We start from the raw sequence: 24197 nt of genomic DNA, 5'->3' as shown, positions 1-24197 counted from the left end.
TCTCCTAGACGGGATAGTGTCAGACGGATTCGGTTTCGGGTTGTTTCAGCACCGCGCGCGCAAGCGTTGCGGTGGCGCCAAAACGCAGGGGAATCAACAGGGCAGCGGCGGCACGCTTGGGGTCAATGCCGGCGAACGTCGGCAGCGCGTTGAGCGTGAACCGTGGCGACAGGCCGGAAGCGCGCAGGCGACGCCAGGCGATGGTCACGGCGCGGTTGTCGTGGTTGCCGGCGGCGAGCTGCGCCAGCATGCCGGTGGGTACCGGCAGGCTTTGCCCATCGGCCAGTGCGCCGAGCGAGCGCAAGGCGCGTTCGGGGGTCAGCGCCAGTTTCATCAGCGCAAAGGCCGCCGGCACGCCGCCTTCGCCACCGCTGCGGTCGATCTCCTGCGGGATGTCGCACAGCGCGAGGCCCGGCAGCAGATCGGCAATGCGCGCATCCATGGCGTCATCGCGCAGGAAGGCGGCGAGGTCGGCCAGCGTTGCGCCCGCCGGGCTTTCCAACGGCTTGTCGTCCATGCCGAAGCGCTCGGCCAGCCACAATCGCCGGGCAAGCAGCGCGGGCAGCGTATCGGCCGGGCGGCCTTTGAAACCATCGCAGAGGCGATGGCTTTCGTCGGATTCCGGCGTGATCCACTTGGCCCAGCGGCGCTCGACCGGAAAGATCTGGGCGCGAATGGGTAGCGGCACCCCGTCCACGCCACGCAGACCCGCCAAGGCTTTGGCGATACGCAAGGCGGGGGTGCCGTCATCGACGGCGATGACCCAGCGTTCTGACAGACGCGGAACCGGCCGCACCGCCTCACGTGCCTTGCTGCTCGATGCCAGAGCGGATTGGATCTGGCCAAGCAAGACCAGCAACGCTTGCGCCTCCGGCTTGCCCGGCGTTTTGCCGGAGAGCGCGAACAGCGCGTCTTCCAGGCGCTTGCGCAGGGTCGCAAATCGTGTCGGTGTGTTATCGCCGGATGCGAAGTTTCGAAAAACATCAAGCCACCCATGTTGGCGCAGTTCGTTGGTTATCCAGCTCTCATTCGCGACTTCCGGTACGTCGAAACGGCCAAGGTGTGTCGCGACGTAGTAGCCAAGGCCTCGCCGTTCGTAAAATCCGAAGCGGTTGAATGCTGTAATGCCACGGTCGCTGCCAAGGGACGCAATTGCTTGCAGCATGTCTATGCCATTGCGAGCCTCGATCCTTCCCTTCGTAACACGACCATCGGCAAGTAATGTCGAAACCTCGGCAAGGGTTGTCATCCCACCCCAAGTTGGAAGCCACAACTCGGGGCGTGCGCTCTCTTTTGCTGCCAAGCTCCCGCTCCCGGCGAAGCTTGGCGTTACGGCAAACGGGAAGGATGGGCGTCCCGAGCTGGTGGATTCAAGCCGCTTGGTCGTCAGAGAAGCAAACAAGATCGCGCCTTCCATTGCGAGCACGCTATCCCAGATATTTCCTGTCGATCCACCTTCAAACCCTGAGGTCATGTTTGCGCCACCCGTGGCGGTGGTGTTGAGGAAGCCGATGTTCGATGAAGATTCGCGGGGCACCGTGTCAGCGAAAAGGCTGCCTCCGAGCAGGCGTGCAGAGGTCGGTAAAGGCTCGTCGGTCGTTTCGTCGATCAGTTCAAGTAGGTAGCCAACATGATTGATCGAGAAGTCCATGCTCCCTTCGTTTCCGCCGGAGCCAAGAAGTGGGCCAGGACTACGGTCGTCACCGAACAAGGCAAAGCACGCGTCGATCCACGGCAGGGCGGAGTCGTCAAGTTCATTGCGTAGTGACCGCAGCAATGCGTTTTTCAGTTCGACTTCCTGACGTTTACTCATTGAAAGTTGGTCGGCTCCAGCTTTATCCAAGCGCTTCGCCTTCTTGAGTGCATCTAGGCGTTTGCGGTCGGTGCGAATCTGATCCAACTGCTGGATTACCGGCACGTTTCGGATGCTAGATATGACTTGTCGGTATTTGGCGAAACGGCAGCCGGATGCCCCCTCAATCCTCCCAAGGATCACGGCGCCCTTGCGTTTCGAGTCCTGACCATCGTCGCCTTCAAGGAAGCCGGCACGGCCACTCCAAGGTGAAATGATTGGCGTCGGCTCGTACTCGTGCAAAAAGAACCGTTCGATGCCTTCGCGATCCAACGACGTCATCAGCACGAAACGGTCGCCGCGCCAGCTACCGCGTGTTTCGGGGTACTTAGCCGACAGCAAGCGCAGCACGCCCAGCGCCTTGAGGTAGCTGGCCAGCGGGGTGGCCGTGCAGCCTTCGAGCAGGAGTTCGTTCACGGCTGTCCTCCCTGTGCAAGACGCTCGCGCCAGATCGCCATCAGGGGTTGCCAGTGGTGGCGGTCGGCGGCGTGCAGCGCGGCGAGATATTGGTCGGTTGCCGCACCGGCGTCCGGCGTGGGGTCGACGTCGGGCAATTGCAGCCGGCGAGTCAGCCAGTCGATGAAGACGCGGGTGGTGCGGCCGTTGAAATCGGTGAACGGGTGGATGCTGAGCAGGCGGCCTTCGGCAAAGGCGAGCAGTTCGAGTAGGCGCTCGTCCACGGTCTGCGACAGCGCCTCGCTGCGCGCTTGCAGATCGAGCACGTATTCGCGCATGGCCTGCGCAACGAGATGCGGCAAGGGCGGATGATGCGCACCAACGACGACTTCCTGTTTGCGCCAGCGGCCTGCGAAATCTGGTGTCAGTTCACCACAAATCTGCCGGTGCAAATCCAGAAAGAGTCGTTCGTCGATGGGCCGGGTATCCCAGCCACCATCCCGGATGGCGTTTTGAACCGCTTCCACGCGTCGCGCCAGATGCGGCGCGAGCTCGGCATAACTCAGGATGCCGAGCGTGGTGTCGAGATGGCGAGTGGCTGCGTGAGGCGCTTGAGTTCGGCTTCCAGCATCGCCTGATCCACCGGCTCGCCCTCGAAGGCCATGCTGCGCGCCACCTTGCGTGGCAGGTTCGCCAGCCGACGGCGCTGCTGCTCTGCCGGCGGCAGACTGCGCCAGTGGTTGATGGCTTCGATCCAGTCCATGTGCGGCATTGTGTGGGGCACCATCATCGGATTCAAGTTGTTCGGCCGCCGAAGCGCGCCAGTCGGCCAGACGTACCAGCGTTTCCAGCCAGGCGAGCTGGAACGGGCCGTGCTGTTCCAGCAGGTGCAGCGCCCGCTCGCCCCAGGAGGCGCCCTGTTCGCCGAGACCCATCTCCATCAGGGCGAGTTTGAGCGTAGTGGCGCCGCTGTGTTCGCCATCGAAATCGAGTGCGGGCAACACGTCGCCTTCATGGATGCCTCGGGCGAAACGTTTGACGCCGGTTGTGGCCTTTTCGGTCGGCATGGCGCGCAGGCTCATGCGCACCTTGCCGTGGTGGGCGAGTATCAAGTAAGCGATGAGGTCGGCGTGCGGCTCGCCGTCATGCTGCGCCAGCCAGCCGAGCATGGAAGCCAGCTCATGCCGGAAGAAGGCCCGGCTGTGCCGCATCGGCCCCGTGCAACTGGATTTCGCCAGCGGTTGGGCCGGATCGGCAGGCGGGTGGCAGCGGTACATGGACTGCTGAAAGACCTCGTGCAGCTTGCCCAGATCGTGCCAGCGCCCGGCGCGCACGACGTCGAGCGTATGCGTGGTTTCGCCCACGGCGTCGCAAAGCCGGCCGGCGTGCGCGGCCACGTGCGCCAGATGGTCGGCGAGCGGCACGGGACGCGGCTGCTGCGAACGCCAGTCGTCGGCGTAGTCGCGGCGGCTGGTGCTTCTGACGGCTTCAGGGCCAATCTGTACGGGCGGTTTGGCGATGCCGTCGAATCCGATGTCCGGGCTGTAGCCGCCGTCCTGGCTGCGCGCAAGCAGGGTCATGCCGGGACGCAGCTTGCGGTCGTGCGACAACTTGGCCCATTGGCCGTCCAGCGAATCCCAGTGCCAGAGTACGATGTCCTTGTGCTTGGCGAAGGCAGTGATTTGCCCCATCGATACGGGGCAGAGCTCGTCGCGTGCGGGCTGTGGCTGCGCGTCGGGCGTGTTGGGGTCGTCTTTGAAATCGCGCCAGAACAGTTGCACGCCGGGCAGGCCGCTGTCGCGGATGTAGTCGGAAACATCCACGTCGAAGCCGGACAGGTCGGCGTCGGTGTTGAAGAGGTCGAGGAAATCCTTGCGCCGCAAGACGGCCGTGAGCGGGCGGGCTTCTTCGGTGGGCGGGAGGTCGCCGGGGCTGGCGCTGGTCAGTCCGGCCAGCGTGGCGCGGGCGGCATCCAGTGATTCGGCGGCATAGGGAAGTGCGAGCGTCTTGTCGGCTTCGATGTCGATCCAGAAGATACGCGCACCTGAGTCGTTGTGTTTGCCATCGCGGTTGCAGCGGCCGAAGCGCTGCACCAAGGATGCCCAGGGCGCCAGCTCGGTGAACATGATCTTGGAGGAAAGATCCACGCCGGCTTCGATGGCCTGGGTGGCGACGACGATGCGATCGATGCCCGAATCGTCGCGCAGCTTGTGCGTGAGTCCGCTGCGCTCAGTCGGACGGAAGCGGGCGTGGATCAGCAAGTCGTCGTGGTCGCCGCGCCGCTTCCTGATCGACTGGAAAAGCTGCTGCGCGCGGCTGACGTTGTTGAGGATGACGAGGGTTTGCGCTGCCGGATCGTGCTGCGCGAGCACCTCCGCGCATAGTGCGTCGATGTACGCCTTGGCGTTTTGCTTGCTGTTGTCCTTGTCGAGCCGCGTATTGGCGGCCTGCAAGGCCTTGGTAGCCCGCAAGCGTGCGCCTGCCTGCGCACGATCGATATCGCCGAGGGTGTGGCGCTTCAGGGTGTCGAGGTGCGGGCGCAGGTCGACCGTGTCCAGCCATGCGGTGCGCAGCGTGGCGGATACCCACAGCGAACGGCTGTTTTTTGCCAATGGAAAGGTGCGGCGAAAGGCTTCAAGCTGCGCCGAGGTGGCAAGGCCGGCCCCCATCAACTGCACTTCGTCGTACACCCACAGGCAATCGTTATGCAACAGTGCAAAGTGGATCGGCCACTGGTAACGGCTCATGCCATAGCCGCGCATGAGCGCGCGCGAGAGCAGCATGTCCTGAGTACCGATAAGGATCATGTCCTCTTCCGGGTACTCGGCCCAGCTTCCCAGATCGGGCTCGCCGCCCATCAAGACGTGGACGGACACCTTGCCTTCACCGGCATTGCCGAGGATGCCGAGCCGGGCCAGCCAACCTTCGATGTTGTCGCGGGTTTGCTCCACCAGCACCCGCATGGGCAGGCACCAGACCAGGCGTCGTGGGGTGCTTGAATCCGGCACCTCGGCGCGAGCCCCCCTGCGCCAACCGCGCTTCCACAGCCAGGCGAGCGTCACTGCAGCGGTCTTGCCCATGCCGGTGGGGATGTCCACCATGTCCGGCCATGGCTCGCAGGCCAGCCGACCCTGATAGGGATAGGGCGTGGCGGCACCTGTGCCAAAGGCGGTTCGGAACAGTGTGTCGAATCCCATGCGATCCCCCGATGCCGATGCGGCTGCCAGGTTATCGCACACCCGAATCTCAAATTCTGCGACTGGGCATCAGGATGGCAGCCGCATGCTTGCAGTCAAAACCGGCCGGGCGGCTGCATTCGCTGACCAGTTCCACTCATTCGCCGTAGCCACGGAAGTCGATTTCACAATCGTACTGCGCTCCATGACTGCCCGTGGTCTGCGAGGGAAATACTCCGTCCTTCTTCTCGGCGCGCCAGCGCAGATCATGCACACGGCCATCGCGGGCATAGGCGCGCGCACGTTCCAGCGTGCATGCGGTGGGATTCGATTTCCATTCGGCGCGTCGCAGCAGGTGCGCAAATTCGTCATGCAGGCGTATGGGCCGGAGCATCATCGCAAGCGGGCGTTTTCACATGTATCGAGGCCGGTCACGAAGCGCGACGCCCAAGCAACGTGCGGCGCAGGCGCTCCCGAAGCCGCCGTCGTGGTGTGACCAGATCCCTGTGCTCCCGATCCGGCCATGCGCGGGTCAGTGGCCCGCGTTGTCGGCGCGACGCCTGTGGCGTTTGACGTGTTGGCGCCCTTGCCCCCTAACGGCCTGGCTGGGTGGTGGCGGAAGCGGACGCAGGCTGCGGCACCGGCGGCCGCATGGCGTCCCGTGCGGCCTTGAATGGGCTGCCTTCGCGCCAGTTCGGCCATTGGTCGCCGTTGGCGAGGTTCGCACCGACCGCATACAGGGCCTGCAGGTCTTCGACGATGCCGTCGAGTTTCCAAGTGGCCGGATCGAACTGGTCGCCGGGCTTGTGGTAGCGGTGCTCGCCGTAGTCGCGGCTGGCAGCCTGGCCGGCCGCGCTGCCACCGTTGCGCAGGTCGCCGCCGCTGTTGACGTAGAGCGCGGGAACCCCGGCCCGGGCGAAGCTGAAGTGGTCGGAGCGGAAGTAGTAGCCGGCCGTCACGTCGCTTTCGTCCACCATGCGCCGGTTCTGGCGGGTGAGTGCGGCTTGCAGCAGGTCTTCCAGCTGCGAGCCGCCCTTGCCGACCACGACCAGATCGCTGGCCCGCCCGATCGGTTCGAGGGCGTCGATGTTGATGACGCCGGCGGTGCGCGCCAGCGGGATGACGGGGTGGGCGACGTAATAGCTGGAGCCGAGCAGCCCGGATTCTTCCAAGGTGACGGCCAGGAACAGGATCGAGCGCGCCTGTCGCGGGCGGGCGTTGGCGAAGGCTTCGGCGATTTCCAGAAGACCGGCGACGCCGGTGGCGTTGTCCACGGCACCGTTGTAAATGTTGTCGCCGGATTCGTCGGGATGGGTGCCCAGATGGTCCCAGTGCGCCATGTACACGACCGCCTCGTCCGCCGCGTCGCGGCCGGGCAGCAGGCCGAGCACGTTGCGCGAGGTCTTCCGGGCGGTGCGGCTGCGCAATGCAAGCGAAGCGCTGGCGTTGAGCGGCACCGGCTTGAATCCGGGGCGGCTGGCGGCCGCGCGCAGGGTGGCGAGGTTGAGGCCGGCGGCCTTGAACAGGGCCTCGGCCGCCGCCTGGGTGATCCAGCCCTGCAGCGGCAGTCGCGGCGCCGGATCGTCCTCGGGCGGCAAGTCGTATTGCGGGCCGGACCACGAGTTCTTCACTACATCCCAGCCGTAGGCCGCGCCCTTGTCGTCGTGGATGATCAATGCGGCGGCCGCGCCACGGCGGGCGGCTTCGTCGAACTTGTAGGTCCAGCGCCCGTACAGCGTCATCCGCTTGCCGTCGAACAGGTTCGGATCGTTGACGTGGAAGCCGGGATCGTTGACCAGCATCACCACGGTCTTGCCGGAGACATCGAGGTCGGCGTAATCGTTCCAGCCGCGCTCGGGCGCATCCACGCCGTAGCCGACGAAAACCAGCGGGCTGTCTTCAAGGCTGGCGAGGGGTTTCCCGCTGCGGGTCCAGGCGATCATGTCGCTGCCGTAAGCCAGTTCCTGCCGCACGTCGCCGATCGCCAGATGCAGGGCGGTGTTCGGGTCGGCGGTGGTTTCCAGCATCGGCACGGTCTGGAACCAGCTGCCGCCGTTGCCGGGCTGCAGGCCGATTCGCGCGAACTGCGAACGAATGTAGTCGACCGTTTTTTCCTCGCCCGCGCTGCCCGGGCCGCGGCCACCGAAGGCGTCGGAAGACAGGATGCGCACCTGCTCGGCGAAGTCGCCGGCGGTGATGGCGGGCGAGAACGCGTGATCGCCGGCCTCCGCCGTCACCGTGCGTGTGTCCCGCGGCGTATCGGCCTCGACCGAGGCGCCTTCGCCGCGATGGGTGCAGGCGCACAGTGCGAGCGCGAACAGCGGCAGCAGCAGGGCGTTGCGCATGGATCGGCTCCCGGTGACGATGGGTCGATTCTAGTGCACCGCTGAAAAAGTCCGTCCGGGCGCAAGACTGCAGGCTGCCGTGCTGGCGGGGCCGGTTGGGGCATGGTTTCATCACCGGTCAGCCTGCGTGCCGACGCGAGGCGGGCGCATCGCTACAATTTCGCCAAGCCGCTTGATGATGTCGCCCGGCGTCCAGCCATGCCCGCAGGAGTTTCCGTGTCCCAGTCCGCGCCGAGCCGTCCCAAACCCGTGGTCCTGTTGATCCTGGACGGCTGGGGCCACCGTGAGCAGCGCGAGGACAACGCGCTGGCGCTGGCCGACCTGCCCAACTGGCGCGGCATTCTGGCGACCTGTCCACACACCCTGATCCACACCGAAGGCCGGCACGTGGGACTGCCCGATGGCCAGATGGGCAATTCCGAGGTCGGCCACATGAACCTCGGCGCCGGCCGGATCGTCTATCAGGACCTGACCCGGATCGATGCGGCGATCGAGGACGGCAGCTTCTTCGGCAATGCGGAACTGATCGCGGCCTGCGAGGCGGCAAGAAGCACCGGGGGCACCCTGCACCTGATCGGGCTGCTCTCGCCGGGTGGCGTGCACAGCCACGAGCGCCATGTCTTCGCGATGCTGGAGCTGGCCGCGCGTTTCGAAGTGCCGAAGGTGGCGGTGCATGCGCTGCTGGACGGCCGTGACACCCCGCCGCGTTCGGCCGAAGCCAGCCTGCGCAAGCTGCAGGCCCTGTGCGAACGGCTGGGCAACGCCCATATCGCCAGCGTCGGCGGTCGCTATTTTGCGATGGACCGCGACCATCGCTGGGAACGGGTCCGGCGCGGCTGGGATGCGATCGTCGAAGCGCAGGCCGAGTTCCATTCGTCTGATGCGCTCGCCGCGCTTCAGGCCGCCTATGCGCGCGGCGAGAACGACGAGTTCGTGCAGCCCACGGTGCTCGACGGCGCGCAGCCCATGCGCGACGGCGACGCCGTGGTGTTCATGAACTTCCGCGCCGACCGTGCGCGACAGCTCAGCGCGGCATTCGTCGCGCCGGACTTCGACGGTTTCCAGGCGCGCCGGCCGCAGCTGTCGCGCTTCGTCTGCCTGACCGAATACGATGCCAGGCTGCCGGCATCGGTGGCGTTCGCGCCGGACGACTTGCGCCACACCTTCGGCGAACTGCTGGCCGGGCAGGGTTTGACCCAGCTGCGGATCGCCGAAACCGAGAAATACGCGCACGTCACCTTCTTCTTCAGCGGCGGCCGCGAGACGCCGTTCCCGGGCGAGCAGCGCATCCTCGTGCCCAGTCCCAAGGTCGCCACCTACGACCTGCAGCCGGAAATGAGCTGTGCCGAGGTGACCCGCCAACTGGTCGATGCCATCGTCGCCCGTCGCTTTGATGCCATCGTCTGCAACCTCGCCAACCCAGACATGGTCGGACACAGCGGAATCCTGGAAGCGGCCATCCGCGCGGCGGAGGCGGTGGATGCGGCGATTGGCCGGATCGTCGACGCGGTGCGGCAGGCGGGTGGTGCGCTGGTCATCACCGCCGACCACGGCAACCTCGAAATGATGCGCGATCCCGTCACCGGCCAGCCGCACACGGCGCACACGGTCGGGCCGGTGCCGCTGGTGTACGTCGGCGAACGTCACGCGGCGCTGCGCGACGGCGGCGCGCTGCGCGACGTGGCTCCAACCCTGCTGGACCTGATGGGCCTGCCCCCGCCCGCCGAGATGACCGGCGCCAGCCTGCTGCTGCCGGCCTGATGCGCAGGCTGGGCACCGGCCTTGCCCTGGCCCTGACGCTGGTTGCGGGCGCATGGGAGCCGGGTGCGTGGGCGCAACAGAACCAGCAGAACCAGCAGAACCAGCAGAACCAGCAGAACCAGCAGCAGGACGCACAGCGGCGCCTGCAGGGCGTGCGCAGCGAATTGCGTTCGGTGGCGGCCGAACGGCGGCGGCTGGAAGGCCAGCGCGGCGAGGCCAGCCGCCGGCTGCGCGCTGCCGATGAGACGGTGGGTGCCACCCAGAAAGCGCTGGAGCGCACGCGCAACGATCTGGCCCAGGCCGACCGCAGGCTCGCGGAACTGCAGGCCGAGCGTGCCCGCCAGAGCGGCAACCTGGAGTCGCGGCGCGCGGAATTGCTGCGGTTGCTGCGCGCGGCGCAGGCCGGCGCGGAGGCCGCGCCGTTGAAAGCGCTGCTGGCGCAGGATCGGGTCCAGGATGCGGAACGGGCGCTGATCCTGCAAGGGTATCTGCAGCGCGCGCAGGTTGCGCGAATCCGCGTGCTGGCCGGGGACATCGCCCGCATCCAGTCGCTGGAAGCGCAGATTGCCGGACAGCGCACGACGCTGGAACAGGCGCGCCAGGCCCAGGCCACGCAGGTGGAGCAGGCGCAGGCCGCGCGGAAAGATCGCGCCGAGGTGCTGACAGGCATCGATCGCCAGTATCGCGACCGCGCGACCCGCGAGCAGGCGCTCGGGCGTGACGCCAAGGCGTTGCAGGCCCTGCTGGCACAGCTGCGTGCAGCGGCGGCCAGGGCGGCGCGTGAGCAGGCGCGGCTGCAGGCGCAAGCACAGGCTCAGGCGCGAGCGCAGGAACAGGCGCGGCAGCGTGCCGAGGGCGGTTCGACCGGGACGCGCGCGCCGCCACTGCCACCGGTGCGGGTCGCCACCGCGCCGGCACCGAGCGTCGGCGGCTTGAGCTGGCCGGTATCGGGCAACCTGCTGGCCGGATTCGGCGCGCGGATGCCGGACGGTCGCCGCAGCGACGGCGTGTTGATCGCGGCGACGGCGGGCACCCGGGTCCATGCGGTGGCCGACGGCACGGTGGTGTTCGCCGACTGGATGACCGGCTATGGGATGATCCTGATCATCGACCACGGCAATGGCTACATGAGCCTGTATGCGCACAACGACGGCCTGCTGCGCGAGGCCGGCGACGTGGTGCGCAAGGGCGATGCCGTGGCCACGGTCGGATCGTCGGGCGGACAAACCGTCCCTGCCCTGTATTTCGAATTACGACAGGCGGGCAAGCCGGTGAACCCCACGGTTTGGCTGTCGCGACAATGAACGGGTCGCTGCCGCCGCCGCGAACGTGGCTCACGACCGATGCGCGCGCAGCGATTCCCGTGCCACCATGGGGACGCGGCCGACCCTGACCCCCGCCGCCTTGCGGCCACCGGAGATTCGAATGCGGAACGGAGTGCTCTGTTGTTTGCTGGCGCTGGCTTTGGGCCAGGGCGTGGCGTTTGCCCAGGAAACGCCGCCGATCAAGGACGCGCCGGAGGCGCCGGCCGCTTCGGATTCGCCTGCCAACGGGACGCCTGCCACAGAATCTGGCGATGCCGAAGATCCGGATACGGCCCAGACCGCAAACGCCAAGGTGCCGCTGGACGAGATCCGCCGTTTCGTGACGGTTTTCAACGCGGTGCGGCAGGCCTATGTCGACCCGGTCGACGACCACGTCCTGATGCGTGCGGCGATCCGCGGGCTGTTGCTCGATCTCGACCCGCACAGTGCCTACATGGAAAAAAGCGATGCCGAGCAGTTCAGTGAGCAAACCCGCGGCAGCTACGACGGCGTCGGGCTGGAACTGCAACAGCTCCCGGACGGATCCCTGCGCATCGTCGCGCCGATCGACGATGCGCCGGCCGCCCGTGCGGGGCTGCGCAGCGGCGACCGCATCATCGCCATCGACGGCAAGTTGCTGCGCGCCGGCCAGAACGACGGCTCGGAACCGCTGCGCGGCGCGGCCGGCAGCAAGGTGACGGTCAAGATCGTGCGTGCCGGCAAGCCCGCGCCGTTCGACGTCACCCTGACCCGTGCCACCATCCGCACCGCCAGCGTGCGCGGGCGGGTGCTGGCGCCTGGCTACGGCTACATCCGCATCTCCAGCTTCCAGGCTTCGACCGCAGACGAATTCGTCAAGCAGCTCGACGCGCTGCAGAAGGACGGCCCGTTGCACGGCTTGGTGCTGGACCTGCGCAGCAATCCTGGCGGCCTGCTGGTGGGGGCCGTGCAGATCGCCGACGAGCTGCTCGACAGCGGCATCATCGTCACCACCCGCGGCCGCGAGGCGATCGGCAACAGCCGCTTCGATGCCACCCCGGGCGATCGGCTGCACGGGGCGCCGCTGGTGGTGCTGGTCGATGCCGGTTCGGCCAGCGCATCGGAAGTGCTCGCCGGCGCCCTGCACGACAACCACCGCGCGCGCGTGGTCGGCAGCCGCACCTTCGGCAAGGGCTCGGTCCAGACGCTGCTTCCGCTGGACAATGGCGATTCGGTGAAGGTCACCACGGCGCGCTACTTCACGCCGAGCGGGCATTCGATCCAGGCGCTCGGGATCGTGCCGGATGTCGAACTCCACCCCGATGGCGGCCAACGCCGCCCGGCGCCGGTCAGCGAGGCCGTTCTGCCGGGCCACCTGGCCTCGGAAGCGGGTGCGATGGAGGGCGACAACGCCGGCGAAGTCCTGCCCGGCGAGGCGCCGATCGCGGCCGCGCTGGCCGAGCTCAAGCGGATGGTGGCGCAGCCAGCGCTCCCGCAGGAATCCAGGCCACTGTAGATCGGCCCCTGGCCGCGACGGGTCAGAACCCGCGGCTGCGGCGCAGGCGGCGGGCGATCGCGGCGCGCGTCCACAGGGCGAAGCACACCCCGAACACGAAGCCGCCGATATGCGCCGGCCAGGCCACCGCGCCCAGCGCCGGACCGCTGTAGGCGAACAGCAGCTGCAGCAGCGCCCACAGTCCGATCAGCAGGAAGGCCGGCACGCGCACGAACTGCAGGTACAGGCCGAGCGGCAGCACCACGCCGAGCCGGGCACCGGGAAACAGCGCAAGGTAGGCTCCGATCAGCGACGACACCGCGCCGCTGGCGCCGATCACGATCCGATCCGGCGCGGGGATCGTCAGCACGGCGGCCAGGTTCGAGGTCGCGCCGCCGAGCAGGAACAGCAGCAGGAAGCGCCAGCCGCCCATGCTGCGTTCCGCCGGTAGTCCGAAAATCAGCAGGAACACGAGGTTGCCGAGCAGGTGGATCCAGTCCGCGTGCAGGAACAGCCCGGAGAACAGCCGCAGCACGCTGCCGTCGGCGAACGCATCGCGCCAGGCGTCCAGGCTGTCCAGCCCGCCGGTCAACACGCCCCAGTCCAGAGTGGTGGCGATGCGCCCGGCGGGCGCGCGCAGCGCCGCGATCACATAGGCCAGCCACAACGTCGCGAAGAGCAGAGGGCAGGCCCAGAGGAAGCGCGGCTGCTGGCGTGGGGGGATGCCGACGAACATGATTCCGGCTCGAAAGGGGCAAAAGGATGTTATCGGACGGTTAAAAATGCGCTATAGTAGACATACGGCATGGTACGTCCGGGCAAATCGCACCTGAAAGCTTGGGTCTGAAAGATTACAGAACCCTGCCGCGCGGTCAGAACCTCACAACCCATGAAGCCCTGATATCCGGAGAGTTTCCTCATGAGCAACAATCGCAATCTTCGCGCATCCGCGCTTGCGCTGGCCGTCCTCGGCACGCTGTTCGTCGGCCAAGCCGCCGCGTCGGGCTTCCAGCTGCGCGAGCAGAGCGTCAAGAACGTGGGCCGTTCCGGCGCCGGTAGCGCCGTGGCTGACAATGATTCCGCCGTGGTGTCGCTCAACCCGGCGGCAATGGTGAACATTGAGCAACGGACCGTCCAGTTCGACAACACCGTGATCGACCTGACCGCGAGCTTCCACGGCGGCGGCACGATCCTCGGCGTGCCGGGCGCGAACCTGGTCGGTGGTGATGGTGGCGACCCCGGCGATCCGACTCTGGTGCCGAACATGTCTGCCGTCTTCCCGATGTCCGGTTCTCTCGAAGGGCTGTATCTGGGCGTCAGCGTCGGCGCGCCCTTTGGCCTGAAGACCGAGTATGCGCCGGGCTGGGTGGGCCGCTATCGCGCCCTGACCTCGGACGTGAAGGTCGTCGATCTGACCATGTCGGCGGCGCTGAAGTTCGACGGCGGCGTTTCGGTCGGTGTCGGCCTGATCTATGAGCGCGCCCAGGCGACCCTGAGCAAGGCCATCGATTTCGGCACAGCGATCTGTGCGCAAGCGGCAGCGAGCGTTCCGACCAGCCCGGCCAATACCTGCTTCAACCCGATGTGGGCGCTGTACCCGCTTTACCACCCACAGTCCGCCGACGGCAGCTTGCAGGTCAAGGGCAGCGACACCGGTATCGGCTACGTGGTCGGATTCCAGGTCACACCGAACGACCGCCTGGCGATCGGCGCCAGCTTCCGCTCCCAGATTCGCCAGAACCTGCACGGAACGCTCGACTTCAACGGCGTTCCGGCGCTCCTCGGCGCCGATCCGCGCTTCGTGGATGGCCCCGGTGGCGCGGATCTGACCTTGCCGAGCATCGCCACCGTCAGCGTCCGCTACGCGTTCACCGACAACTTCCGGATGATGGCCGACTTCCAGCACACTGGCTGGAGCTCGCTTGAGGCTGTGACCATCGTGCGCAGCAACGGGACGATCGTCGGCAGCGAGGACTTCTCGTGGGGAAACAGCAATTTCATCTCGCTCGGCGGCGAGTACGACTTCAGTGACGCCTTCACCCTGCGCTTCGGCATCGGTCGCGACAAGACGCCGACCAACGACGTTACCCGCACGCCGCGTTTGCCGGACAACAACCGCTGGCTGTACTCGATCGGCGGCACCTGGAACGTTTCCGAGAACCTGTCCCTGGATGCGGCGTATCAGCGGATCGAGATCAAGAGCCCGACGATCACTCTGCCTGTCGATCTTGCCACCAGCAACACCTCGTCGCTGTATGGCAGCTTCAGCGGTCACGCCAATCTGTTCGGCCTGTCGCTGCAGTACCGCTTCTGATCCCTGCGGATCGTTCGATGCGAAAAGCCCCGCTTCGGCGGGGCTTTTTCGTCATGGGCCTCTCCCCTTCAAGGGGATGAGAGCCGATGTTTGCGAGCCACTGGCTCGCATCGACCCGAACGCCGAAGCGCCATGCGCGTAGGCCGGGAATGGTGTTTGCAACGAACGTCGCGGGGTTCAATCCCCCAGCGTGAGCAGCGAGGCGTTGCCGCCGGAGGCGGTGGTGTTGATGGTGACGGTCTTCTCGGTGACGAAGCGCAGCAGGTAGTGCGGGCCGCCGGCCTTGGGGCCGGTGCCGGACAGGCCCTGGCCGCCGAACGGCTGCACGCCGACCACCGCGCCGATCTGGTTGCGGTTGACGTAGATGTTGCCGACCCGGGCGCGGGCGACGATGCGTTCCACGGTGGCGTCGATGCGCGAATGGATGCCCAGGGTCAGTCCGTAGCCGGTGGCGTTGATGGCGTCGATCACGGCGTCGAGCTGGTCGGCCTTCCAGCGGATCACGTGCAGCGCCGGGCCGAAGTTCTCCTTCGTGAGCTGGGAAATCGACTGCAGTTCCCAGGCGCTGGGGGCGATGAAGGTGCCGTGCTCGGTTTCCGGGCCCAGCGGCGTGCGGGCGATCAGCCGCGCGCCCTTGTCCATGGCCTCGCCGTGTTCGGCAAGCTGGCACTGGGCGTCACTGTCGATCACCGGACCGACGTCGGTGGACAGCAGTCCCGGATCGCCGACCTTGAGCTCGGCCATCGCGCCGGCCAGCATCGTCATCACCTTGTCGGCAATGTCGTCCTGCACCAGCAGCACGCGCGCCGCCGAACAGCGCTGTCCGGCCGAGGTGAAGGCCGAGCCGACCACGTCCTTGATGACCTGTTCGGGCAGGGAAGAGCTGTCGGCGATCATCGCGTTCTGGCCGCCGGTTTCGGCGATCAGGACGCCGATGGGGGCCTTCTCGCGCGCCGCCAGCGCGCGGTTGATCGCGCGCGCGGTGTCGGTGGAGCCGGTGAAGCACACGCCGGCCACGCGCGGATCGGCGGTCAGCGCGGCTCCGATCGTGGCGCCGTCGCCGGGGACGAACTGCAGCACGTCGGCAGGAACGCCGGCTTCGTGCAGAAGCCTGACCGCAGCATGCCCGATCAGGTTGGTCTGTTCGGCCGGCTTGGCGATCACGGCGTTGCCGGCAGCCAGCGCCGCCGCGATCTGGCCGAGGAAGATGGCCAGCGGGAAATTCCACGGGCTGATGCAGACGAACACGCCGCGGCCGGAGAGCTGCAGCTGGTTGCTTTCGCCGGTCGGCCCGGGGAGGGCCAGCGGCGCGAACTGCTCGCGCGCCTGCAGCGCGTAGTAGCGCAGGAAGTCGACCGCCTCGCGCACCTCGGCGACGCCATCAGGCAGGGTCTTGCCGGCTTCCTTGGTGCACATCGCCATGAAGGCGGGCATCCGCGCTTCCAGCAGGTCGGCGGCGTGTTCGAGGATGGCGGCGCGGGAGGCGGCCGGGGTGGCGTCCCAGGCCGGCTGCGCGGCCACCGCGTTGGCCAGCGCCTGTTCCAGGGTGATCGCGTCGGTGGCCTGCCAGCGGCCCACGACCTCGCGGCGGTCGGCCGGGTTGGTGACCTCGGTCACCGCACCGCTCGGACTGGCGCCGGGCACCAGCGGGCCGGCCGTCCAGCTGCCCGCGCCGGCGGAATTGATCGCGGCGGCCAGTTCGCGCAGCGCGTCGTCGTTGGCGAGATTGATGCCCATGGAATTGCCTCGGTTCTGGTCCTGGCTGCGGTACAGGTCGACCGGCAGCGGGATGCGGGGATGGGGGATGGACGACAGCGTCGATACGAATTCGGCCGGGTCGCGCACCAGCTCCTCGACCGGGATGGTTTCGTCGGTGATCCGGTTGACGAAGCTGGAGTTGGCGCCGTTTTCCAGCAGGCGGCGCACCAGGTAGGGAAGCAGATCCTCATGGCTGCCGACCGGCGCGTACATCCGGCAGGGCACGTCGAGGCGGTTGGCGGGAACCACTTCCGCGTAGAGGTCGTCGCCCATGCCGTGCAGCTTCTGGAACTCGAAATCGCGGCGGTCGGCCATCCGCCGGGCCATCTGGTAGACGGTGGCGATGGTGTGCGCGTTGTGGGTGGCGAACATCGGGTACAGCGCGTCGCCGGCGTCCAGCATCCGGCGGGCGTTGGCAAGGTAGCTGACGTCGGTGTTCTGCTTGCGGGTGAACAGCGGATAGCCGGCCAGTCCGTCCATCTGCGCGCGCTTGATCTCGGCGTCCCAGTAGGCGCCCTTGACCAGCCGCACCGGGATGCGGTGGCCGCTGCGGCGGGCGAGGTCGGACAGGAAGTCGATCACCCGCGGTGCGCGCTTCTGGTAGGCCTGAACCGCCAGCCCGTAGCCGTTCCAGCCGGCCAGCGACGGGTCGGTGAGGGTGGCTTCGATCAGGTCGAGCGAGAGTTCGAGGCGGTCGGTTTCCTCGGCGTCAATGGTGAAGCCGATGCCGAAGGATTTGGCCTGGCGTGCCAGTTCCAGAATGCGCGGCGCCAACTCGGCCAGAATCCGCGCGCGCTTGGCGTGCTCGTAGCGCGGGTGCAGGGCGGAGAGCTTGATCGAGATGCTGGGGGCCGCGAACACGTCGCTGCCGGCGAAGGTGCCCCCCGGCCCGCTTTGGCCGATGGCGGCGATGGCCATGCGGTAGGCGTCCATGTAGCGCGCCGCATCGGCTGCGGTCAGCGCCGCCTCGCCGAGCATGTCGAAGGAATAGCGGTAGTTGGCGCCCTCGCCCTTGCGGCTGCGCGCCAGCGCCTCGCCGATGGTGCGGCCGAGAACGAACTGGTGGCCCATGATCTTCATCGCCTGGCGCACCGCCAGCCGGATCATCGGTTCGCCGGCGCGTCCGATCAGGCGCTGGAAGGCGCCGTAGACGTCGCGCTTGGTGTCGTCGGCCAGATCGACCAGCTTGCCGGTCAGCATCAGGCCCCAGGTCGAGGCGTTGACCAGCACCGAGTCGGACTGGCCGAGGTGGCGCTTCCAGTTGGCGTCGCCCAGCTTGTCGCGGATCAGCGCGTCGGCGGTGTCCTGGTCGGGAATGCGCAGCAGCGCCTCGGCCACGCACATCAGCAGCACGCCTTCCTCGCTGCCGAGGTCGTACTGGCGCATGAAGGCCTCGACCACGCCCTGCTCGCGCGCCCTGGCGCGAACGCGCCGGACCAGGTCGGCCGCGGTTTCCTGCGCCAGCGCGTGATCGGTAGCGGGCAACTCGGCGGCGGTCAGCAGGTCGCGCACGTGCGCGGCTTCATCCACCGACCAGCCGTCGGTGATCGCCGCCCGCGCCGGTACAGGCGGCGACGGGAGCTCGGGGCCCAGGATGAAGGAGATTGAGGGAGGCGCGGAAGCGTCGTTCATGCGCGCAAAAGCCGTGGCAGCGGGAGCCCCGTAGTGTAAGCGAGAGCACGTTTCCGCATCTGCTTGTTGCCGTTGGCGGGCTTCGACAGTAATCTTGATCAAGGTCAAGTCGGGCAATTGCGGTTTGTGCTCGAGGCGAAAGGACAAGATTCCGGGGTTCCGCGGATGCGGCTGGCGGTTCGCGGCGAGGCATCCCGTGGGATGGACTGCATACAGGGCTCTGACGTGATGACATCCGGTCGTTTGAAACTGCTTGCGGCAGCGTTGGCTGCCGTTTATCCATGGGGACTGCACGCGCAGCCGGCGGCGGCCGGGCCGGCCGACCCGCATCCGTGGCAGCTCAACCTCGTGCGTGGCGTGACGCCGACCTCGCATGCCGCCTACGACGCGCACATGATCGTGCTGTGGGTCTGCGTGGTGATCGGTGCGCTGGTGTTCGGTGCGATGGCGGTGGCCATTTTCCGTTTCCGCAAGTCCAAGGGCGCGGTGGCGGACACCAAATTCATCCACAACACCAAACTCGAGATCATCTGGACGGCGATCCCGATCCTGACCCTGATCGGGCTGGCCTTTCCGGCGACCAGCGGTCTGCTGCGCATGTACGACACCCGCGACTCGGCGATGACGGTGAAGATCACCGGCTACCAGTGGATGTGGAAGTACGAGTACCTGGGCGACGGAGTGTCCTTCACCAGCCGCCTCGACCGCCAGAGCGACGACCTGCGCCAGAGCGGGAAGGTCGTCACCGCAGCGGACGATCCGCACTACCTGCTCAACGTGGACAACGTGCTGGTGCTGCCGGTCGACACCAAGGTGCGCTTCGTGCTGACCGCCGACGACGTGATCCATTCCTGGTGGGTGCCGGCGCTGGGCTTCAAGCAGGACGCCGTCCCCGGTTTCGTCAACGAAGCCTGGGCGCAGATCGAGACCCCGGGGATCTACCGCGGCCAGTGCGCCGAGCTGTGCGGCAAGGATCACGGCTTCATGCCGATCGTGGTCAAGGCGGTGAGCAAGGAGGAATTCGCCGCGTGGCTGGCCGCGCAGAAGGCGAAGAATGCGCCGCCCGCGCCGGTTGCTCCGGCGGCGCCCGCAGCGGCTCCCGAAGCCGCGCCGGCGGAAGCGGCCGAGCCGGCCACGGCGTCGGTCGACGCCACCGCAGCTCCGGCGACGGCCGGCTGAACCTCGCATCGCATTCGAAGAAGGCAAGCACAATGTCCGCGACCCACCCAGACGCCATCGGCCACGACCACGGTCATGCCGCCCACCAGCAGAGCTTCATCGACCGCTGGCTGTTCTCCACCAACCACAAGGACATCGGGACGCTCTACCTGCTGTTCAGCTTCACGATGGCGATCGTGGGCGCGCTGCTTTCGGTGATGTTGCGCGCGGAGCTTGCGGAACCGGGCCTGCAGTTGATGAAGCCGGAGTTCTTCAACCAGCTCACCGCGATGCACGCCCTGGTGATGATCTTCGGCGCGATCATGCCGTCCTTCGTGGGCTTGGCGAACTGGATGGTTCCGCTGCAGATCGGCGCGCCGGACATGGCGCTGCCGCGCATGAACAACTGGTCGTTCTGGATCATGCCGTTCGCGTTCGCGCTGCTGCTGGTGACCTTCTTCCTGCCCGGCGGCGCGCCGGCCGGCGGCTGGACGATGTATCCGCCACTGTCGCTGCAGGGCGGCTACAACCTCGCCTTCGCGATCTTCGCGATCCACATGATGGGCATCAGCTCGGTGATGGGCGCGATCAACATCATCGCCACCATCCTCAACATGCGCGCGCCGCAGATGGACCTGCTGAAGATGCCGATCTTCTGCTGGACCTGGCTGATCACCGCGTTCCTGCTGCTGGCGGTGATTCCGGTGCTGGCCGGTGCCGTCACCATGCTGCTGACCGACCGCTTCTTCGACACCAGCTTCTTCAACGCGGCCGGCGGCGGCGACCCGGTGATGTACCAGCACATCTTCTGGTTCTTCGGTCACCCCGAGGTCTACATCATGATCCTGCCGGCGTTCGGGATCGTGTCCGAGATCATCCCGACCTTCTCCCGCAAGCCGCTGTTCGGCTACAACGCGATGGTCTATGCGACCGTGGCGATCGCGTTCCTGTCCTTCATCGTCTGGGCGCACCACATGTTCGTGGCCGGGATGCCGCTGGGCGGCGAGGTCTACTTCATGTTCGCCACCATGCTGATCTCGATCCCGACCGGGGTGAAGATCTTCAACTGGGTGACGACCATGTGGCGCGGCTCGATGACCTTCGAGACACCGATGCTGTGGGCCGTCGCCTTCGTCGTCCTGTTCGCGATCGGCGGTTTTTCCGGGCTGATGGTGGCGGTGGTTCCGGCCGACTACCAGTACCACGACACCTATTTCGTCGTCGCCCACTTCCACTACGTGCTGGTCACCGGCGCACTGTTCGCCATCATCGGCGCCATCTACTACTGGTGGCCGAAGTGGTCCGGGCACATGTACAACGAGACCCTGGGCAAGATCCATTTCTGGTGGACCTTCGTGTTCGTCAACATGGTGTTCTTCCCGCAGCACTTCCTCGGCCTGGCCGGCATGCCGCGCCGCATCCCCGACTACAACGTGGTGTTTGCGGACTGGAACCTGATCAGCTCGATCGGAGCGTTCTGCATGTTCCCGACGCCGTTCTTCATGGCCTTCATCCTGTGGCGTTCGCTCAAGACCGGCGCCAAGGCCGAGGCGCGGGCGTGGGAAGGCGCGCGCGGGCTTGAGTGGACGGTGCCGTCGCCGGCGCCGCACCACACCTTCGAGACCCCGCCGGAAATCCACCCCGGCGACTTGGCCCACGAAGACGCGGCGCACTGAGCCGGGGTCGGTCGTGGACAGTCGGCAGCCAGGTCAGGATCCGAACGTCGAAAAGGCGCGCAAGCGCGCCCGCCGCACGGCCTGGCTGTTGGCTCTGGCGGTCGTCGGCCTGTATGTGCTGTTCTTCCTGCGCGGAGCGCCGGGGCAATGAGCGCTTCGCCGATGGCTTCGCTGGGAGTGTGGAAGATGCTCGGCATTTCGCTGGGCGCCTTCGCCTTCGCCTTCTCGATGGTGCCGCTGTACCGGATCACCTGCGAGAAGGTGTTCGGCATCCGCCTTGAAAAGGGCCCGAACGTGGCGGCCGTCGCGACGGCTCCGACCGACGGGCGCTGGGTGACCGTGCAGTTCGACGGTGGCGTGAACTCCAAGCTGCCCTGGCGCTTCGCGCCGAAGCAGAACGCCATGCGGGTGCAGGTCGGTCGCCAGTACGAGGCGCTGTTCGCGGCGAGCAACGTTTCCGACCGCGCCATCGTCGGCAATGCCGTGCCGTCGATCGCGCCGGCGCGCGCCTCGCGTTATTTCAACAAGACCGAATGCTTCTGCTTCACCGCGCAGACGCTGGCGGCAGGAGAGTCGCGGGACATGCCGGTGCGCTTCATCGTCGACCCGGCGCTGCCGCACGGCGTGAAAACCATCACCCTGTCCTACACTTTCTACAAGAACGATACCCAGACCGCCGCGCTTGCCGCGGTGCCCGGGACCGTGGCGGCGGTTCCCGCCGCGTCCTGATTTCCACCCACTTTCCGGAAGATCGCCATGGCCAATGCCCACGCCGAACTCGGCAGCCTCGACAAGGACGTCTATTTCGTCCCCAGCAAGAGCCGCTGGCCGATGGTGGCTTCGATTTCCCTGTTCGCCACCATGCTCGGCTTTGCCTGCTGGCTCAACGAGGTGAGCTGGGGACGCACGCTGTTCTTCGTCGGCATCGCCCTGCTGATCGTCACCGCGTTCGGCTGGTTCGGCGAGGTCATCCGCGAGTCGGTGGGTGGCCGCTACAACAAGCAGGTGGATGGATCGTTCCGGATGGGGATGGTCTGGTTCATCTTTTCCGAAGTGATGTTCTTCGCGGCGTTCTTCAGTGCCCTGTTCTATGCGCGCCAGTTCGTCATGCCGTGGCTGGAAGGCCAGGGCCACGGCGTGGAAACCCATGCCCTGCTGTGGCCGGAATTCACCGGAGGCTGGCCGAGCAACGGCCCGGGCGCGCTGGGCGGCGCCTACCAGACCATCCCGGCCTGGGGCGTGCCGCTGCTCAATACCCTGATCCTGCTGAGTTCGGGCGTCACGATCACGATCGCCCACCACGCGCTCAAGGCCGGCAAGCGCAATCTCCTGCTGTTCTTCCTCGGGACCACGGTGCTGCTGGGCTGGCTGTTCCTGTACTTCCAGGTCGAGGAGTATTCGCACGCCTACGGTGCGCTCAACCTGACTCTGGGTTCGGGCATCTACGGATCGACTTTCTTCATGCTCACCGGGTTCCACGGCGCGCATGTGACGCTCGGAACGATCATGCTGGCGGTGATCTGGTTCCGCTGTGCCAAGGGGCATTTCAACTCCATCAACCACTTCGGTTTCGAGGCGGTGGCGTGGTACTGGCACTTCGTGGACGTGGTCTGGCTCGGCCTGTTCGTGTTCGTTTACGTGCTGTAAGCTGGTTTGCAGCGATCCAGACAGCAAAGGCCGGCGATGCCGGCCTTTGTTTCTGGGGCGGGACGATCCGGACGCATCAACCTGGGGCCGGTTGACCGACGTTGTGGGGAGTGATCCAACCCATGTGGATCCCCAGCAGCAGGAGCACGACCAGCAGGATGGAAAGCCCGATGCGCCAGGTCAACGAGTTGACGGTGCGCTTGCCGCTGCCCTTGTCGACGAGCATGTAATACAGTCCGGCGCCGAGGTGCCAGACGATGAGGAGCAGGAAACCACCGATGAGCAGGGCCTTGAACGAGCCGCCCATGTTGCCTCCGATGCCGGATCGGACCGGCGCATTGGGCGCATTATCGCAGCCTTGCGGGAGTTCGCGGTGAGCCGGCGCGGTGTTCGGCTGCTGCTGTGGTGGCTGTTGGCCCTGCTGGTGGCCGGAGGCTTCGCCCAGGCGGGCCGCTGGCAGCTGGCGCGGATGCACGAGAAGCAGGCGATCCTCGATGACGCCGCTCGCGCGCTGACCCGCGCCGTTCCGCAGCCGCTGCTGCTGGCTTCCGATCCCAAGCGTGCCCACGCCTACGACTGGGCGCAGGGGCAGGGCCGGATACTCAATCTCACCCTGTGGCTGGACAACCAGCAGCGCGAAGGCGTGGTTGGCGTGCGCATGTACTGCGTTCTACTGCCCGATTACGGCGGGCAGGCGCTGCTGGTCGATGCCGGCTGGCGCCCGCTAGGCGGCGATCGCGTTCTGCCGGAGTTCGGCTGTCCGTCGCGCGGGGAACAGCGCGTGCGCGGCCTGCTGGCACCGCCGCCGTCGGAAGGGCTGCAGCACGGCGCGCCGCTGGCCGCCGCGGGCGAGCAGCGTTGGCTGGCCGCGCGCATGGACATGGCGGCGATCGCTTCGGAGCTGAAGCTGCCGATGGCCCTGGCGCCGCGCGTGCTGCGGCTGGATTCGCGCCGGCAGGAGGGCGACGACGGCGTGATGGCGGCGCCGAACGAGCGCGAGCTGGTGATCCTGCCGAACACGATGCCGCCGGAGCGCCATCTCGGCTACGCGGTGCAGTGGTTCGGGCTGGCGCTGACCGTGCTGGTGGTGGCCTTGTTGCTGACGATCAGGCAGTTGCGGAAATGACCGATGTGAATGTCGAAGGCGCCGCGCGCCGGCGCAACCGCCTCATGCTGTTGCTGATCCTGGGGCTCTCGCTCGGCGCCCTGCTGGTCGCCGGCGTGCTGCGTTTCTCCGGCTGGCGGCCCTCCGGCCACGTCAACAAGGGCCAGATGCTGCAGCCCTACGGCGACCTGCGGGATTTCACGCCGACGCTGGCCGATGGCGGCGCCTACCGCTGGCACGACAGCCCGCGCACATGGCGGATGGTCGTCGCGCCGCGCGATTGCGACACCGCCCGGCGTGCGCAGTGCGCCTTCTTGCTGGAGAACCTCGACAAGGTCTGGCGCATCATGGGCCGGCAGGCCGACCGGGTGCACGTGCTGTGGATCGGTGCGGCGCCGGGCGATGTCGCGTCGCTGCGCGAAGTCCATCTGCTGCGCCCCGATCCACGCCTGACCGCGGCGCTGGCGGGCAGCGACGACCCGCGCGGCGATCCGGTCTGGCTGGTGGATCCGAACGGCTTCGTGGTCCTGCGCTACGCTCCCGGCGCCGATCCGGGGGATTGGCGTTCCGACCTCGCCAGGCTCCTGAAAATCAATTGA

At 67.0% G+C, this 24197-nt stretch carries 18 protein-coding genes; 12 read left to right on the top strand and 6 right to left on the bottom strand.

What is annotated here, in order from left to right; genetic code table 11:
• Window positions 1-19: 19 nt before the first annotated feature.
• Both csx17 and cas3 read right to left on the bottom strand, forming a co-directional pair.
• Window positions 20-2269 (bottom strand): type I-U CRISPR-associated protein Csx17, encoded by a 2250-nt coding sequence (gene csx17, locus Q0X16_RS02460; protein WP_297830254.1) that lies wholly within the window; start codon window positions 2267-2269, stop codon window positions 20-22.
• Window positions 2266-5349: a CRISPR-associated helicase Cas3' gene (cas3, locus tag Q0X16_RS02455; protein ID WP_297830282.1), complete on the bottom strand. Its 3084-nt coding sequence runs from the start codon at window positions 5347-5349 to the stop codon at window positions 2266-2268. Before cas3 ends, csx17 begins: the two co-directional genes overlap by 4 nt.
• A 181-nt stretch (window positions 5350-5530) precedes the next feature.
• Here cas3 and Q0X16_RS02450 point away from each other — a divergent pair, with 181 nt between their 5' ends.
• Window positions 5531-5920, top strand: a complete 390-nt coding sequence (locus Q0X16_RS02450; RefSeq protein ID WP_297830252.1) for a hypothetical protein — start codon at window positions 5531-5533, stop codon at window positions 5918-5920.
• 97 nt (window positions 5921-6017) lie between these two features.
• Here Q0X16_RS02450 and Q0X16_RS02445 read toward each other — a convergent pair whose 3' ends face one another.
• Window positions 6018-7769 (bottom strand): M28 family peptidase, encoded by a 1752-nt coding sequence (locus Q0X16_RS02445; RefSeq protein ID WP_297830251.1) that lies wholly within the window; start codon window positions 7767-7769, stop codon window positions 6018-6020.
• A gap of 216 nt (window positions 7770-7985) precedes the next feature.
• Here Q0X16_RS02445 and gpmI point away from each other — a divergent pair, with 216 nt between their 5' ends.
• From gpmI to Q0X16_RS02430, 3 genes are all read left to right on the top strand, one after another.
• Window positions 7986-9530, top strand: a complete 1545-nt coding sequence (gene gpmI / locus Q0X16_RS02440) for a 2,3-bisphosphoglycerate-independent phosphoglycerate mutase (protein WP_297830249.1) — start codon at window positions 7986-7988, stop codon at window positions 9528-9530.
• Window positions 9530-10834, top strand: coding sequence for a peptidoglycan DD-metalloendopeptidase family protein (locus Q0X16_RS02435; RefSeq protein WP_297830247.1), 1305 nt, complete (start codon window positions 9530-9532; stop codon window positions 10832-10834). Before gpmI ends, Q0X16_RS02435 begins: the two co-directional genes overlap by 1 nt.
• 133 nt (window positions 10835-10967) lie before the next feature.
• Entirely contained in the window at window positions 10968-12329 is a 1362-nt protein-coding gene (locus Q0X16_RS02430; RefSeq protein ID WP_297830245.1) for a S41 family peptidase, read from the top strand.
• 22 nt (window positions 12330-12351) lie between these two features.
• On the opposite strand, the gene Q0X16_RS02425 is transcribed toward Q0X16_RS02430, so the two are convergent.
• Entirely contained in the window at window positions 12352-13044 is a 693-nt protein-coding gene (locus Q0X16_RS02425) for a rhomboid family intramembrane serine protease (RefSeq protein ID WP_297830243.1), read from the bottom strand.
• Window positions 13045-13227: 183 nt separating this feature from the next.
• Here Q0X16_RS02425 and Q0X16_RS02420 point away from each other — a divergent pair, with 183 nt between their 5' ends.
• Window positions 13228-14622, top strand: a complete 1395-nt coding sequence (locus Q0X16_RS02420) for a porin (protein WP_297830241.1) — start codon at window positions 13228-13230, stop codon at window positions 14620-14622.
• Between the two features lie 177 nt (window positions 14623-14799).
• Here Q0X16_RS02420 and putA read toward each other — a convergent pair whose 3' ends face one another.
• Window positions 14800-18012, bottom strand: coding sequence for a bifunctional proline dehydrogenase/L-glutamate gamma-semialdehyde dehydrogenase PutA (putA, locus tag Q0X16_RS02415; RefSeq protein ID WP_297830239.1), 3213 nt, complete (start codon window positions 18010-18012; stop codon window positions 14800-14802).
• Window positions 18013-18240: 228 nt separating this feature from the next.
• Here putA and coxB point away from each other — a divergent pair, with 228 nt between their 5' ends.
• Genes coxB through Q0X16_RS02390 form a run of 5 tightly spaced genes read left to right on the top strand, consistent with a single transcriptional unit; the run spans window position 18241 to window position 22493 of the window.
• Complete coding sequence (coxB, locus tag Q0X16_RS02410) at window positions 18241-19191, top strand: cytochrome c oxidase subunit II (protein WP_297830236.1); 951 nt, start codon at window positions 18241-18243, stop codon at window positions 19189-19191.
• 32 nt (window positions 19192-19223) lie between these two features.
• Window positions 19224-20846, top strand: a complete 1623-nt coding sequence (ctaD, locus tag Q0X16_RS02405) for a cytochrome c oxidase subunit I (protein ID WP_297830234.1) — start codon at window positions 19224-19226, stop codon at window positions 20844-20846.
• A gap of 13 nt (window positions 20847-20859) precedes the next feature.
• Entirely contained in the window at window positions 20860-20997 is a 138-nt protein-coding gene (locus Q0X16_RS02400; protein ID WP_297830232.1) for a hypothetical protein, read from the top strand.
• Window positions 20994-21575 (top strand): cytochrome c oxidase assembly protein, encoded by a 582-nt coding sequence (locus tag Q0X16_RS02395; protein WP_297830230.1) that lies wholly within the window; start codon window positions 20994-20996, stop codon window positions 21573-21575. The genes Q0X16_RS02400 and Q0X16_RS02395 overlap by 4 nt, the downstream gene beginning before the upstream one ends.
• Window positions 21576-21602: 27 nt before the next feature.
• Window positions 21603-22493, top strand: coding sequence for a cytochrome c oxidase subunit 3 (locus Q0X16_RS02390; protein ID WP_297830228.1), 891 nt, complete (start codon window positions 21603-21605; stop codon window positions 22491-22493).
• Window positions 22494-22569: 76 nt separating this feature from the next.
• On the opposite strand, the gene Q0X16_RS02385 is transcribed toward Q0X16_RS02390, so the two are convergent.
• Window positions 22570-22800, bottom strand: coding sequence for a twin transmembrane helix small protein (locus Q0X16_RS02385; protein ID WP_297830226.1), 231 nt, complete (start codon window positions 22798-22800; stop codon window positions 22570-22572).
• Window positions 22801-22866: 66 nt separating this feature from the next.
• On the opposite strand from Q0X16_RS02385, the gene Q0X16_RS02380 reads away from it, so the two are divergent.
• On the top strand, window positions 22867-23619 hold the full coding sequence (locus Q0X16_RS02380) for an SURF1 family protein (protein WP_297830224.1): 753 nt from the start codon (window positions 22867-22869) through the stop codon (window positions 23617-23619).
• Window positions 23616-24197 (top strand): hypothetical protein, encoded by a 582-nt coding sequence (locus tag Q0X16_RS02375; RefSeq protein ID WP_297830222.1) that lies wholly within the window; start codon window positions 23616-23618, stop codon window positions 24195-24197. Before Q0X16_RS02380 ends, Q0X16_RS02375 begins: the two co-directional genes overlap by 4 nt.

The organism is Thermomonas sp. (assembly GCF_025993755.1).
Lineage (GTDB): Bacteria > Pseudomonadota > Gammaproteobacteria > Xanthomonadales > Xanthomonadaceae > Thermomonas.
Note: the sequence above shows the minus strand (reverse complement) of the source record. Positions and strands in the feature narration are given on the sequence as shown.

Bases quoted from the DNA above. Each gene is read 5' to 3' on its own strand.
- Q0X16_RS02385 (WP_297830226.1), bottom strand. From the start codon at position 22,800: ATGGGCGGCTCGTTCAAGGCCCTGCTCATCGGTGGTTTCCTGCTCCTC.
- putA (WP_297830239.1), bottom strand. From the start codon at position 18,012: ATGAACGACGCTTCCGCGCCTCCCTCAATCTCCTTCATCCTGGGCCCC.
- Q0X16_RS02390 (WP_297830228.1), top strand. From the start codon at position 21,603: ATGGCCAATGCCCACGCCGAACTCGGCAGCCTCGACAAGGACGTCTAT.
- Q0X16_RS02450 (WP_297830252.1), top strand. From the start codon at position 5,531: ATGCTTGCAGTCAAAACCGGCCGGGCGGCTGCATTCGCTGACCAGTTC.
- Q0X16_RS02435 (WP_297830247.1), top strand. From the start codon at position 9,530: ATGCGCAGGCTGGGCACCGGCCTTGCCCTGGCCCTGACGCTGGTTGCG.
- Q0X16_RS02425 (WP_297830243.1), bottom strand. From the start codon at position 13,044: ATGTTCGTCGGCATCCCCCCACGCCAGCAGCCGCGCTTCCTCTGGGCC.
- coxB (WP_297830236.1), top strand. From the start codon at position 18,241: ATGACATCCGGTCGTTTGAAACTGCTTGCGGCAGCGTTGGCTGCCGTT.
- cas3 (WP_297830282.1), bottom strand. From the start codon at position 5,349: ATGGTGGACATCCCCACCGGCATGGGCAAGACCGCTGCAGTGACGCTC.
- Q0X16_RS02375 (WP_297830222.1), top strand. From the start codon at position 23,616: ATGACCGATGTGAATGTCGAAGGCGCCGCGCGCCGGCGCAACCGCCTC.
- Q0X16_RS02445 (WP_297830251.1), bottom strand. From the start codon at position 7,769: ATGCGCAACGCCCTGCTGCTGCCGCTGTTCGCGCTCGCACTGTGCGCC.
- Q0X16_RS02395 (WP_297830230.1), top strand. From the start codon at position 20,994: ATGAGCGCTTCGCCGATGGCTTCGCTGGGAGTGTGGAAGATGCTCGGC.
- Q0X16_RS02420 (WP_297830241.1), top strand. From the start codon at position 13,228: ATGAGCAACAATCGCAATCTTCGCGCATCCGCGCTTGCGCTGGCCGTC.
- ctaD (WP_297830234.1), top strand. From the start codon at position 19,224: ATGTCCGCGACCCACCCAGACGCCATCGGCCACGACCACGGTCATGCC.